Source organism: Microbacterium sp. GCM10027623 (assembly GCF_042666935.1).
Lineage (GTDB): Bacteria > Actinomycetota > Actinomycetes > Actinomycetales > Microbacteriaceae > Microbacterium.
In genome coordinates this window covers 427,690-441,806 of sequence record NZ_JBHTHE010000001.1, presented here as the reverse complement: position 1 = coordinate 441,806, position 14,117 = coordinate 427,690, and the positions used below count along the sequence as shown (strand labels likewise).

The 14,117-nt window shown below is 63.7% G+C and carries 9 protein-coding genes; 1 reads left to right on the top strand and 8 read right to left on the bottom strand.

What is annotated here, in order from left to right:
* Nucleotides 1-24: 24 nt before the first annotated feature.
* On the bottom strand, nucleotides 25-2,079 hold the full coding sequence (locus tag ACFQY2_RS01945; RefSeq protein ID WP_378743926.1) for an acyltransferase family protein: 2,055 nt from the start codon (nucleotides 2,077-2,079) through the stop codon (nucleotides 25-27).
* Nucleotides 2,080-2,307: 228 nt separating this feature from the next.
* On the opposite strand from ACFQY2_RS01945, the gene ACFQY2_RS01940 reads away from it, so the two are divergent.
* Nucleotides 2,308-3,312 (top strand): LCP family protein, encoded by a 1,005-nt coding sequence (locus ACFQY2_RS01940; protein ID WP_378743925.1) that lies wholly within the window; start codon nucleotides 2,308-2,310, stop codon nucleotides 3,310-3,312.
* A gap of 88 nt (nucleotides 3,313-3,400) precedes the next feature.
* On the opposite strand, the gene ACFQY2_RS01935 is transcribed toward ACFQY2_RS01940, so the two are convergent.
* The 7 genes from ACFQY2_RS01935 to ACFQY2_RS01905 form a co-directional block, all read right to left on the bottom strand.
* A complete protein-coding gene (locus tag ACFQY2_RS01935; protein ID WP_378743924.1) occupies nucleotides 3,401-4,366 on the bottom strand; it encodes an acyltransferase family protein in 966 nt (321 codons plus the stop codon).
* Entirely contained in the window at nucleotides 4,363-6,930 is a 2,568-nt protein-coding gene (locus tag ACFQY2_RS01930; RefSeq protein WP_378743923.1) for a CDP-glycerol glycerophosphotransferase family protein, read from the bottom strand. The genes ACFQY2_RS01935 and ACFQY2_RS01930 overlap by 4 nt, the downstream gene beginning before the upstream one ends.
* The gene (locus ACFQY2_RS01925) at nucleotides 6,920-8,824 is read right to left on the bottom strand and encodes a glycosyltransferase family 2 protein (protein WP_378743922.1); all 1,905 of its coding nucleotides are present in this window, start codon (nucleotides 8,822-8,824) and stop codon (nucleotides 6,920-6,922) included. Before ACFQY2_RS01925 ends, ACFQY2_RS01930 begins: the two co-directional genes overlap by 11 nt.
* Before the next feature lie 16 nt (nucleotides 8,825-8,840).
* A complete protein-coding gene (locus tag ACFQY2_RS01920) occupies nucleotides 8,841-10,250 on the bottom strand; it encodes an SDR family NAD(P)-dependent oxidoreductase (RefSeq protein WP_378743921.1) in 1,410 nt (469 codons plus the stop codon).
* Nucleotides 10,234-11,409: a CDP-glycerol glycerophosphotransferase family protein gene (locus ACFQY2_RS01915; protein ID WP_378743920.1), complete on the bottom strand. Its 1,176-nt coding sequence runs from the start codon at nucleotides 11,407-11,409 to the stop codon at nucleotides 10,234-10,236. Before ACFQY2_RS01915 ends, ACFQY2_RS01920 begins: the two co-directional genes overlap by 17 nt.
* Complete coding sequence (locus tag ACFQY2_RS01910) at nucleotides 11,409-12,563, bottom strand: CDP-glycerol glycerophosphotransferase family protein (protein ID WP_378743919.1); 1,155 nt, start codon at nucleotides 12,561-12,563, stop codon at nucleotides 11,409-11,411. Before ACFQY2_RS01910 ends, ACFQY2_RS01915 begins: the two co-directional genes overlap by 1 nt.
* Nucleotides 12,564-12,658: 95 nt before the next feature.
* Nucleotides 12,659-14,092, bottom strand: a complete 1,434-nt coding sequence (locus ACFQY2_RS01905) for an MFS transporter (RefSeq protein WP_378743917.1) — start codon at nucleotides 14,090-14,092, stop codon at nucleotides 12,659-12,661.
* Nucleotides 14,093-14,117: the final 25 nt, after the last annotated feature.

Genomic DNA, 14,117 nt, shown 5'->3' with positions numbered 1-14,117 from the left:
CTGGGGTCTATCTGAACTGTGCCGCTAGAACAGCCAAGGGGTGGCTGCTTGAAGTTCCTTACGTAGTGCGGGCGCAAGGGTGCGGGCATAAGTTGCTGTCATGTGGTCGTCGTCGCGGTACACGAAGACGTTCCCTACAACGGCGTCACAGCGTGCTGGTGTACAGAATGCGTCAGACAGGTCGATGTGAGCCACTCCCGGTGGGGGATCTGCTGCGTAGAAGGGTGAGGTGTCAGCATAAGTATCATCTCGTGCTAGGCCGCAATCCGAGAGCTCTTCGGTTGGCGCACTCTCAGCGCACTCGGGGACACGGAACGGGAAGCGGGGGGTGTCCCGCACAGTGATTACGGGTATTCCCGCAGCGTCAAGTATCCGCCACGCACCCACTTGGCCCCCGGGGGTGTACTCGCGAGAAGCCTCGGGCGATGCCGTCTCGGTCCCGACTGTGAATATGGCGTCGGGTTTCAGATCGATCAGCTTCGGAAGGGCCTGCTCGTTCCAGGACTCACATGACTCCGATTGCTTCATACTCGCGTCGGGAACAGCCAGCCGACACCCATCCTTATCGATGACAACAACTGCCCAATTCTCCTGGTCGGCGATCGCGGCGACCGCCGGGTACCACTGTTGAACGTGAGAGCCTCCAGACATCACGATGGTCTTCTTCGGATGATTGATCTCGCTTTCACAAACAAGGACCTCATCCATCCCGGGATCGCTGCGATAGTTCTGGATGCAGCCCTTGCCGTAGATCGCCGGTAGATCCTCGAAAGCGATGGACGGATCCGGGAGAATTGGCGCCGCCGCATTTGGCTGGAGACCTTCTGTCAGGGCGCCGGCTCCGACGTGTTCAGTGGAAGGACTAGCGAGCATCGCCAATTGTTTGGCCCGCGCGGCCTCGGCATCGGCGACGGCCACCGTCGCCCCCACCGTGATCGTGAGCGTCGCCGCAAGTGAAACGAAAAACAGCTTGGGAACAGAGGCGTTCAAGCGAAGGCGAGCCACCGGATCCTCTACCAGGACTGTTGTCAGCCAAGCCAGCACCACCGAGATCACGAAGATGAAGCACGCGCCTACTAACCCCAGGCGGCTCCGATCTCGTAGCTGGAGATAGAAGACGAGAAGTGGCCAGTGCCAGAGATACAACGCGTACGAGATGCGCGCGAAGAACGCGAGCACCGCATTACCCAGCAGCCGAGCAGCGGGAGATGTCGGCCCCGTGCCGGATCCCAATATCACGAGCAGCGTTCCTGCTACCGGCCATAGCGTCCAGGGGCCAGGGAAGAGGCGGCCACCGTCGATGAAGAAGCCACATGACGAGACAAGCACGATGCCGGTCGAGATGAGGATCATCCTCACCCGGGCACCCAGCGTGATTCGATTAAGTGTCAGTCCTAGGATCGCCCCTAGGCCGAGCTCCCAGAAGCGGGCGAACGTGTGGAAATATGCGACCTCCTGATCGGTGGAGGTCAAGTACCAGGAGAAAATGGCAGATACGCCTGTGAGCACCATGGTTACGCAGAGCACAACCGGATAGGCGGACGCCCCGATTCTTCGTGCTATCCATACGAGAGCGACGACGAGGAACGGCCAAACGAGGAAGAACTGTCCTTGCATCGACAAGGACCAGAAGTGCTGCAGTGGGCTAGCATTCGGGCCCGCCGCACCATAGGAAAGTTGCGAACGAATCAGTTCCCAGTTCTCGAAGTAGAGGGCTGAAGCAAGGATCTCCTGCAGGTTCTGACGTTGCACAACAGGCGGCAGAAATAACAGCGTTGCGGCGCCGACCGCGGCCAATACGACCGCCGCGGACGGTACGAGACGTGCTCCTACGCCGCTGAAATGCTCTGCCAGCCGGGCGCCTTCCGGCCGCGATGCCTTTCGGAACATCGAGCGCGACAGCAGAAAGGCAGAGATGACGAGAAACACGTCCACACCGCCCGAAATGCGGCCGTTGCCGAACAGGTGGAACAACACCACGAGTGTCAGTGCGATGCCACGCAACCCCTCGATCTCGACGATTCTGGGAGAACGGGCAGCTGTGTGCGCTGACGGACCGCGCGAGAGGACGAGGGTCAAAGGCAGCCTTTGCGAGAACACGGCCCGAATGTCGCGGTCGTAGTGGAATATCGCCGCCAGATTACCATGACCAACCGTCCGTCAACGTTTCATCATGTATGAACTGAAAGCGGGGTCTTGTTGGCTAGTTACGTTGCGGTCCCACGCCTCAAGCCGCCGAGTCGCGCGGTTCGCGCGAGATCAGCCTTTCGTCAGGTACGCCTTCACTAGACCCGGCAGGATACTGGTATGAGGACTGATGACGCCGGACTTCGCCATGCCGACGCTGCAACGCGGCCCAAGAGGCGGCCGGACAAGGTGAAGGTCGCGTTCTTCATCGTGCTCGCCATCGTTCTCGGCGGCCTCGCGGCCGGCGGGGTCTACGCCTGGACGCTGTGGAACTCGTTCAACGAGAAGACCGTGCTCGACGAGGCGTTCCCCGATGACGTCGACCGTCCGGCCGCCGTCGAGGGAGCGCAGACGTTCCTCCTGCTGGGGTCGGACAGCCGCAGCGGCGCCGGCAGCGGAGATCTCGGGCGTGCCGACACCATCATGGTCGCGCATGTGCCCGCGGATCACGGGACGGTGCAGGTCATGTCGATCATGCGCGACAACTGGGTGCCGATCCCGGGTCACGGGGAGCGGAAGATCAACGCCGCGACGGCGTTGGGCGGCATCCCGCTGATGGTACAGACGGTCGAGAGCATTCTCGACACGCGCATCGACCACGTCGCGATCATCGACTTCGAGAGCTTCAAGGGTCTGACCTCTGCGGTGGGTGGAGTGACCGTTGACAACCCCAAGGCCTTCAAGACCGTCTCCGGGCAGCGGTTCGAGGCCGGCACGATCACCCTGGAGGGTGATGACGCGCTGGCCTTCGTCCGCGAGCGCAAGGCGTTCGCGAAGGGCGACTACCAGCGGGCAGCCAACCAGCAGCTGCTAGTGAAGGGTCTGATCTCCAAGGTGCTGAGCGCGGAGACTCTGACCAACCCCGGGCGACTCAGCGCGCTGGTGAGCGAGGTGTCACCGTTTCTGACCACGGATGCCGGACTCGATGCCGGTTACATCACCGGCTTCGCGGTGGCGCTGAAAGACATCCGCGCGAACGACGTGCGCTTCTTCACCTCGCCGACGCTCGGTACGGGAACCATCAAGGGTCAGTCGATCGTCAAGCCCGACTGGGATGGCCTCGCACAGATCAGCCAGGCCATCAAGGACGGCACACTCGGCGAGTACGAACCGAGCGGGAAGTAGTAATCCGGCCGTGACCGCGCGGGCCCTTCGTCAGGCCGGCTGCGGTGCGTTGGCGTGCTCGACGCGAACCGTGTAGCGGGCGGCCCTCTCAGAGAAATACTGTACCCACGCGCGTGCGGGAGAGGAGCCAACCCGCTGCGGCAGGCAAGATCAGTGCCATAAGGAACGACCATACCGACGGTTCAACCTGACAAAGGGCGAGGAGCCCCAGAACCAACGCATGGCCCAGGATGATGGGGAGGCCAAGTCGAGCGAGTTCTGTTGACACGGTGCGCAGTGCTCGAGGCCAATGAGGCTCGGTTGACCTCGCCACAAGGATTAATCCGCATGAGATGGCGCTGGCCGCGGCCATTGTCACAATAGGTTCGCCTAGGTCTGCCGCTTTCAGATTGAGCGAGGGCAGGATGTCGGCAACGGTCAGCACCAGAGGGACCGAGATGAAGATGAGACCGACGACAAGGGGACTCGCTATGTGCGCCTCCTGAGCCCTAAGAAAGCGACCAACGCACATGAAGAGGATCCCGACCGCGCCTTGGACGGCGGCGAGCGGTAGCGATCGGGCAGAGCTTGGTTCTGCGTAGCACCACGCGAGTGCCGCGGATCCGACGAACCAGGGCAAGATCGCCGAGTGACGATCAAGGAATCGCATTCCGATGCTGGCGACGAACAACGCACTGATAAACCAGAAGGCCGACCAGGGACGGGAGATGTGAGCGCCACCGATCAGGAGGTCGCTCCATGGCTCGGAGGACACGGATAGGCCCATCGCGGCTCGCACTGACAACCAGATCGCGGCCACGACAATGAACCAGGCCGCATAGGGAACAGCGAGCGTTCTGGCACGCTTCCGGAGTTCGGCCCCGATGGCACGATCAGGAGTCCACAGGTAGCCGCTGATGACGAAGAATACCGGTACGTGCCAGGAGAAGAACCAGTTGGAGACCCACGCGTCGTTGGGCCACGTGTGTCCCGCAACCACCGCCACGACACCGAGTGCTCGCACTCCGTCGATTGCCACCGATCGCTTTCGGATCGTGGCGACTGCCGTTGTCACCAGTGATCCTTAGCGGCGCGTCGGACACGTTCATCTATAGGGCGTTTCCTGGCTGCTTCCAGCATGGCAAGGAACACTCGCTCGCGGTTGCGTCCGTCACGAACAGGGAAAGTCGTCTCCATCCGCATCAGATACTCGCGGCCGAGTCGCGGCGAGAAGCTGTCAGAAATGCCCTTCACGGTCGAGTCCACCGTCTCCGTGACGGGTCCGAAGCCGTCGCGCGCGTAATCGAAGTACGCTGGCCGCTCCGTGTGATGCTGCAGGTATTCCTCCTTGTCGAATTGGAAGTACACCACTGGCACTCGCAGATATGCGGCGTTGAAGGCGATAGATGAATAGTCCGTTACAAGAGTCGACGCGTGAACGATCACGTCGCGTACGTCGGCTTCGTCATAGGAACGTACTTGCACGTGATCTGGGACGTCGAAATCGTGGAGGTACGGCTTCATATTGGGATGCGGCATGAAGAGGAGGCGCTTGCCGGCGGAACTCAGGATGCTGGCCAATGACTCGTCTCGCAGCAGTCGGCTCAACGTGCGTGCATACGTGGTGTCGCCGAAACCATCGATTCGCGGCCGGTCGTTCGAGGCGCCCTTCATGCGTCCCACCAGGTAGTCGCGCCACGTCGGCATCACGACTACGAGGTCACGTTCGGCTTCCGGAACCGCCGCGGCTCGCTCGAGGAGGCTATCAAAACGGGGCAGCCCGGTCAGGCGAACCTCCTTCGGGCCGAACTTGAAGGGCGAGTCACCGGACACGTAGTCGTACTCATCTTGGGTAGATGTGACGAAGACCTGAATCGACTTCGAGTTCAGCCATCCCGAGATGTCTCCCTTGATCACTCCGTGCTGCAGGAACGTGAACACATAGTCGGTCGGAACGTGCTTTCGTGGGACCGCGTCCGTGATGAAGCGGTCAGCGTGGCTGGAAGCCAGGTGCGATGCGTGATGCAGAAGAGCACCGAAATCGGGTGACCCATAGTCGACTAGGCGGGCTCCGCGGGAGGCCATCCGAGCCCAATCTCGCGTGCCCTTGCGCACCACGAACCAAGCATTGATCTCGGGGTGGTTCTCTCGCACCCACCAATACATGTCCTCGGCGCTGTCACCCGCATCGACATCGCGGTCGATGAACACCCATGCGTCGGCGAAGCGCGCGACCTTTCGGGGGTCCTTCATTGCGAGCTGACGGGCTATATTCATCGACCCAGTACGGGTGAAGCGCCGCTTCAACGCGGCCTGCACTCGCGACGGTGCGAATCCATGCGCGGTGGCTCGCTTCAGGGGAGGGAACGCTGGACGAACTACCGGAGCAAGGTCGAGGATCTGACGTGGCTCACCGTCGACCATGATGTTGATGTCAGATTCATCCGGCACCCAGAGGGTCAGTTGCCGGATGATCGGTCTTCCGACGTACTCGAGTCCCAGATCTTTGATGAAACGCGCTTCAGCCGGTGCGCCGTTGACGTGTAACTCATAGGACGGTAGCGAGCCTCGGTATCGCAGGTGGACGCTCCGTAGACCGCGCTTCTTGTCCCGCGCGCCCCAGTAGGCCGACACGCGACCGCTGCGCAATTTCACGACGAGCAGGGCCTCTCGCATCCAAGGGGCAACAGGCATGATGTCGAAGGAAAGAATCCGCTCAGCGTCTATAGAGTCAAGGAGTCGCGGGAGTAGTTCGTCCAATTCCTCGTACATCGACTCAGGAAACGTGTACTTGCGTATTGAGGCTCCTTGCGACGACCGAAGAATCCAGAACTGGTCGTACAGGAAGAGATTCTGGAGCCAGCGGGGTAGCCTCCGTCCCTCCGCGGCCAGAGAATCGATGATGGGCAGAAAACCGAGTCTGATGGTGTCGGTGTACTTACGTGGGTCGGCGCCGCTCGACTGTATCGTGGATGAACTGTCAGCCCGCTGGCGGTAGAAGTAGTCCATCCCGGCGCGGAAAGCGACCACAGGCCGGTCGAACTGGAGCAGGTAACGGACCGTGAAGCTGCCATCCTCGAACCGCAATCGCAACTCTGAGGGGAACCGCAGCCCGGTCTTGGCTACCACGTCGCGTTGCACGAATGCGCTCGTAATGTGCGGTTGGATCCACGATGGATGCTGATTCAGATCACGGTCGCTATCGCCCCCGCGGAACCGTCCGGTCAACGCATGGTTGTCTTCAACGCGTGCGTCCGCTTCGTACCACATCAGCAGTCGTGCGGAGATCATCGCCGGGGGTTCAGATGCAAACGCGGCTTCGTGCGCGATCCGGAAGTAGTCATCGCCCAGCATGTCGTCCGGATCCGGGAAGGTCAGCCAGGTTCCTGTGGCGTGGTCTATCCCGACATTGCGCGCTGATGCTTGGCCACCGTTCTCCTTCCTGATGACACGGACGTTGGGATGCCGGGCGGCGAACTCATCCGCGATTGCCGCGGTGTCGTCCGTGGAACCGTCGTCGACGAGGATCACCTCGATGCGGTCGAACCCGTACGTCTGCCTCTCCAACGATGCGAAGTACTCCGGCAGGTATCGCGAGACGTTGTACATCGGCGAGATGATCGTGAACTCAGGCTCCAATGTTCGAGCTTCCTTCCGAAGAAAATCGTGAATCCGTGTGGACGCGCGTGATCAGACTATGCGCAAGGAGTTCGGCGCCACTCCCTGCCACGATCACGTCCTCAGCCGGCATCCCGACCGCGGCCAGCCGGTCGATGGTCTCAGCTTCAGACGACAGCACCAAGTCGGGATTGAATCGTCGGACGGCGAGGGCTTCGGATGTGCTGATGCCACCGTCGGCTACCAGTACCCGCAAACCTCGCAACCGTGCGCGAGCCGAGGGCCGCGCGGTCGGTTCTACGGACACGAGCATTCGCGCACGTGCGCGAGCTACGCGATGCGCAAACGATCCGAAGCGAAGGGCCCCGGGGACGCGCGCCCCGTGCTTGGGGCTCGACTGCACCGAGGGTGCCAGACCCTGCAGTGCGGCGAAGAGCCGCGCTGACAGGTCTGCGCGCTCCGAGGAGTGCTCGACCAAAAATGCTCGGCCGGGCCTGAGCGCGCGGCCGATCATCGCGTCCTTCGACCAGACGCTGCGACGTCGGATCTCTTTGCGGATAGCGTGAGCATCGGTAGCCCATGGCCGGGTGCGCCGAACATACACGTCGCCCTCATCCGACGGGACCGACGGCCCGCGCTCGCCCGCCATCCACCGACGATGCCTGTCCTGGGTCTGGACAAACGACTCTCCGGGTCGCGGCCAGACGATGTCGTGTCCTGAGATCGTGCGAACTCGGGCGTCGGCACGCAGACGGTGCGCGACGAGAACGAGCTGACCGAAAATATCAGGTGACCAGGTGACAAGGTTCCGCATCGGAGCGTCCGCGGTGAACACGGTGTCCGGGTCGATGGAATAGGCGATGACGTCCACTGTGCGTCGCCACCTCCGCGGCGTAGTGCCGTAAGCCACCGCCCACTCCCAGAGCGGGCGGCCGGTGAGGGCCAGAGCGAGCAGTCGCGATTCGAGTGGCAGTGCACTCGCGTCATAGCGCAGCAGTCGGTCCTCGCTCACGTGCTGCAAGCAAGATCTCAATGCTTCGAGGGTCTCTGCCTTCTGCTCGTCGTTGAGATTCTCGGCGTATCGCTGCGGATCCATCTGCACGGGCAGCAGCCACTGCATCTCGTAGAGCAGGATCGACTGCAACCAGCTCGGAACGGGCCCCCGTTCGGCGGTGGCCTGGAGCAACGGCGCGTACCCGTCGCGGAATCGCACGATGTAGGTGCTCGGGTCGGACCGGTAGCGGTCGACGGCGGAGGTGCGTGCTGCGCGCTTTCGATAGCCGTACGTCGCCTCGGCGACGAAGCCGGCGCGAGGCGCGCGGCCGAGGCTCAGCAGGTACTCCACGACGAAGAGTGCATCCTCGGACGCATGTAGGGCCGTGCGGAACCGTGACCCGGACGCGCGGACTGCCTCGACGGGGAACACCACCGACGCCGCGTTCATCACGAAGACGTCGTCCTCGAGATTCGCCACCCGCGTGCCGCCGGCGAATCGAAAACGCAACGGGTGCTTGTCACGCATGATGCGGTCCGGGTCATGGAGACGCAACAGATTAGTAGCGACCAGATCGACGTCGGCGTGTGACGTGAGAAAGCTATCGAGTGCGGCGAAATAGCCGGGACCGAGCACATCATCGGGGTCGAGGAAAAGGACCCAGTCTCCGGTCACCGCATCCAGACCGGTGTTCCGCGCCGCGCTCACTCCGAGATTCGCCGTGCGGATCAGCCGGGCAGACGAATGACGCGAATCGATCCATCGCTGCACGAGTTCAGCGCTGGCATCCGTCGATCCGTCATCGATGAAGACGATGTCTGCTGGTAGTCGCTCACCCTGGGCATCGAGGCTCGACAAGAACGCCGGAAGGTACTCGCCCACATCGAACACGGGGATGATGACGCTGAGCGCGTCCGTCATGTGGGCCGTCACGAAATCACTGCGCTTTCGGAGCTTCCTCGACGCGAACCGCGACGATCTGCCCGGTCAGCCCGCTGTCGAGCACTTTCAGGCTCACCTCTGCGACCTGCACAGGGTCCAGCAGTGTGCCGACCGGCTCCTCGCCGAAGGCGTGTGCGCGCATCGGAGTGCGAGTGCGCTGCGGATTCACGCAGTTGATCCGCACACCGTCCGTAGCCCACTCCTCGGCTAGAGCCTGGGTCAGGTTGACGACAGCGGCCTTGCTGGCCGAGTAGATGCCGTAGTTCGCGCGTCCGCGGGTATGCGAGCTGGACGTGAAGAGCAGTACCTGACCGCCGGTCTCCTTCAGATACTTGTGCGCCGCGCGGGAGACGATCACCGGCGCAAGGAAGTTCGTTTCGATGCTCGCCTCGATGTGCTTGACCTTGGTTGCGGTCAACGGTCCCATCCGGAGCACTCCGGCTGACATGACGACCGCGTCAATGCGTCCGGATGCCTCGTGTGCCTGCTTGAGTGCCTTCTTCACTGCACCCCGGGACCGCACATCAGTGTCGGTGGTCGACCGGCTGAACTGGTGCACGGTGGCGCCCGCTTGCTCGGCGAGCGCGACGATACTCGCGCCGATGCCGTAACTGCCGCCGAACACGACGATCACCTTGCCTGTGAAGTCAGGAAGATCAGCATCCGCGGTCAGGCTCGCTGATTGCAACTGGAAGAGCTTGTCAGCGATGTGCACGTCGATAGGTTCGGTGACCTTCATATTCTCCGGCGTGCCATCGACGACGAAGATCGGCGTGTCAGGGAGGTACGTGAAGACGACGCCGCAGTCGTCCGTCGCGTGGAACATCTTGTCCCTGCTCGCGAGCTCGTACGCCGCGCGGATCGTGCCGAGACGGAACGCCTGCGGCGTCTGACCGCGTCGCAGCGTTGCACGATTGGGGATGCCGGTGATGTGCGACGCCGAGTCGACATGAATGATCGTGTCGGCAGACGGGATCGCCGTGTCGACCGCTTCGTAGTGATCCAGAGCCTCGACGCACTCCTCGAGGATCCGCTCGTTGACGAAAGGGCGGACAGCGTCGTGGAACAGCACCTTCGTGTTCGGGTCGTCGCCGAGGGCGGCGAGCGCGGCTTGAGTCGAATCGTTGCGGGTCTCTCCGCCGGGGATGATGCGCGTCAGCTTGGGAAAGCGCTCGTCATCCCAGAGCGATGCCAGCTGGTCGATGGCTCCCGCATTCATCACGATGAGAATCTCGTCGATCACCTTGCTGTTGCTCATCACTTCGAGCGTGTGCTCGACGATCGCTTTCCCCGCGATCTTGATCAGCTGCTTCGGAATCCCCAGCCCGACACGCACGCCGATACCACCCGCAAGGATGACGGCGACCGTGCGGGGCGTTGCAGGTGTGTCAATCACTGATGTCATTCCTCGTCGGATCCATGTTCCCACCGAGCACCACGCGTGCGAGGTGGCCAGACGCGGACACTTCCCCGATCTCCGTGATGAACTCTTCCTGCAACGCCGCCATCATCCCGGCGTCCGCTTCTCCGCGCCGCACCATCTCGGTCAGCTCCTCGATGCTGGAGGCCATGGGCAGACCCAGGTCGTCGGGATAGCGGATGTAGAAGTCGCGGCCCTGGGAGTACTCGTCCAGATCCGGCGCGAGCAGGTAGGAGGGCACTTCGGCGACGGCCGCCTCGAACACCGCCGACGAGTAGTCGGTGATAAAGATGTCGGCCACGAGCAGCAGGTCCTGCGTCGAGATGCCGGGGGCGGTTCGCAGGCCCCAATCGGTCGGCACCGGAACGAGGGGGTGCAGCTTCGTGATCAGCGTGTACCCGGCATCCGCCATGGCCTGGGTCAGCTCGAGCGGATCGATGGCCGCCCTGCGGCCCTCGGTGCGGAAGGTGGGCGCGAACAGCGCCACCTTCCTGCCCACCAGGTCGGGGTACAGGTACTCGAACCGTGCGCGCACCTTCGCCTTGTGCGCGGGATCGCGCAGCCTGTCCACCCGCGGCAGCGGCGCAACGACCACCTTCGACACGTCGACACCGAACGCCTCGGCGAAGGGCTGGCGGCAGCGCTCGGCGCTGGCGACCACGATGTCGTAGCCGGCGTGCATGCGCATGGCCTTCGCCAGCCGCGGGTCGCGGCCACCGCGCTGCCCGACGATGCTCAGGCCGAACTTCTTCAGGGATCCCAGTGCGTGCCACAGCTGCACGACGACCAGCCCGTCCGAGCGGGGAGTGGCCGACGCGATGATCGAGTAGCCGTCGACGACGAGCACACGAGACGTCGACGCGTGGTACATCTCCACGAGCAGGTGCAGCGCATAGCCGAACTTGCGGATGACCCCCGGAGGCACCATCTGGGCGATCAGCTGCACCTTCACCGTGGGATCGGCCTGGAGGATCGCATCGCGCAGCAGCAGGAAGTCCGACGGCGCCTTGTTGCTCTGCCTGGTCAGCAGCGTCACCTTGCGACGCCGCGGCAGCACCCGCATCACCAGGCTCACCAGCGTCAGTGCGAGACGAGCGGCGTACGCGGCGAGCACGTCCAGGCGCAGCCGCTGCGCCAGCACCATCACGAGGTCGGCTCCATGACGCGCATGCTCAGCAGCTCGTGCGCGATGCGCTCGCTGGAACCGCCGTCGAGAGCGTCCGCGAACTCGTCGAGGAACGCCTCGAGGCGCGCCTCGTCGACCTCCGCGGTGCGGATCGCAGCCGAGAGCTCGGACGCCTGCCGCACCACGGGTCCGATGGCATAGGCGTCGAAGGGCCGGTAGAACGAGCGCGCCGACTCGTACTCGTCCAGGTCGGGCACGAAGAAGACCACGGGCCGACGCAGGAGCGCGTACTCGAAGATCGACGACGAGTAGTCGGTGACGAGAACGTCCGTCGCCATCAGCAGCTCGTTCATGTCGAGGACGCCCGCGGCATCCACCACACCGTCGGGCAGCGGGCCGCGCTCGACGAAGGGATGCTGGCGGATGCCGATCCGCCACCCATCGCCGAGTGCCGCGGCGATACCGGCCCAGTCGGCCTCGGGAGCCGCGGTCGCGCTGCGTTGACCGTTGCCCCGGAACGTCGGCGCGTACACGACGAAGCGCTGGTCGTCTCCGATGCCCAGCTCACGCCGCACGCGCGCTCGGATGGCCGCAACGGCATCCTCATCGAAGAACACGTCGGAGCGGGGCATCCCCCACGGGTGCACGCGCTCGGCCGGGATGCCGAACGCCTCGGCGTAGTCGCCGACGATCCCCCCAGAGCTCACCACGGCATCAGTGTAGTTGCGATGGATCTCCGACCCGGGTGTCGGCCCGCCCGGCAGCCCGGCGCGGCTGTGCCCCACCTGCTTGAACGCTCCGGCCGCATGCCAGATCTGCACCAGACGCGCACCCCGGCGGATGCGGAACCGGTAGATCAGCGGGTAGAAGTCGTCCAGCACGATGACGGAGCTGGTGGCGATCAGATGCGACAGCCGCAGCGCGTCACGAAGCGCGCGGCGCGACGCGAGGCTCGGCTTGAAGACGCCGATGATCTCCACCGACGGGTCCGCCTGCAGCATCGCATCCCGCAGGAACCGCATGTTGCCCACGAAGCCGTCGTGAGAGTCGGACAGGAACAGCACCCGATTCGGCTTCACCCGTTTCAGGGTCGCCCAGGCCACGTAGGGGACGAGGTAGGGCAGGAAACGGATGCTGCGCAGCACCCGGCTCCCGCGAAGCAGTTGCCGCAAGAATCGTTCACCTGAAGTTCATGATCGAAATGGTCGATTCAGTATAAGAGCCGCACCTGCGCGCAAACCGGGTCAGGTGGCCTGTGCGTGCGGGGTCACGCCCCGACATCCTTCGGGAAGCGCACGAACAGCAGCATCACGAGGCCGATGAGCAGGATCAGGCCGATGCCCAGCACGCCGTAGACGATGCCGCCGAACCACAGGAGGAACAGCGACCAGGCCAACGGTGACAGGAACGAGGCGACGCGACCCGTCGTCGCGTACAGCCCGAAGATCTCGCCCTGCTGGCTCGGCGGGGTCAGACGCGTCAGCAGACTGCGGCTCGCTGCCTGGGTGGGACCGACGAATGCGCACAGCAGCAGTCCGCAGATCCAGAACACGATCGTGCCCAGGTCCTTGAGCGCGAACACCACGAACGCCATGGCGACGAGGCCGGTCAGGGTGATCAGGATGAGGCGGCGCGGTCCGATGAGGTCGTCGAGGCGCCCGGCGAGCAGTGTCGAGACGCCGGCGATGAGGTTTGCGGCGAGTCCGAAGACGATGACCTCGAGGAACGAGAATCCGAAGCCCTGAGCGGCGAGCACGGCGCCGAAGGCGAACACGCCGGCCAGTCCGTCGCGGTAGACGGCGGCGGCGAGCATGAACCAGAACGTCGGACGGTTCGTGCGGAACAGGTTCGCGACGTTCCTCGCGAGCACGACGTACGAGCGGAAGAACCCCACCCGCGCGGAGCCGTCGTACGCCGGCGACTCCGGCACGTTCCGGAACATCGGAATGGAGAACAGCAGCGTCCACACCGCGCAGATCACCGCCACGAGCTTGAACGACATCGGGTCGTCCTGCCCCACCAGGAACAGCACCGGGATGCAGACGATCAGCGCCACGACGCCGCCGATGTATCCGAGGCCCCACCCGAGCCCGGAGATGCGCCCCACGTTCTTCGGGGTCGAGACCTCGGACAGCATGGCGTAATAGCTGACGTTGCCGATCTCGCTGACCACGGCGGCCACGGCCACGGCGAACGCCCCGAACCAGAAGTAGACCGGGTCGGCGTTGACAAAGAACAGCGCGAACTGGAACAGGGCGACGCCGATCGTCGCCGCGATGACCCACTTCTTCTTGTTGCCGCGGGCGTCGGCCTGCTGGCCGAGCACTGGTGCGAGGACCAGGATCACGATGCCGGCGGCGAAGTTCGCCCAGCCCCACCACGCCGACAGATCGGTGAGCCCCTGACAGTACGCCGACCCGATGAACTCGTCCTTGTTGCAGTTCATGTAGCTGCCGTCGGCCAGCATCCCCGATTCGCGCACGGCCGGGTCGAGGAACAACCGCGATGTCAGGTACAGCGCGATCCAGACGAAGGTGAGGATGACGGTGTTGAACGGCTGCATCGCCCAGTCCCACATCGCCCACGAGACCACCTGCTTGCGTGTGACCGCGGTGGGCGGCGTGTGGTCGCGCCCGAAGGCGGTCATCGCGGCGGTGGTGATCGGCGTCTTCGCCGCGGAGCCCGGCTGGTCTTCGCTCATGCTCGCAGTCTGGCCGGGACCGGTG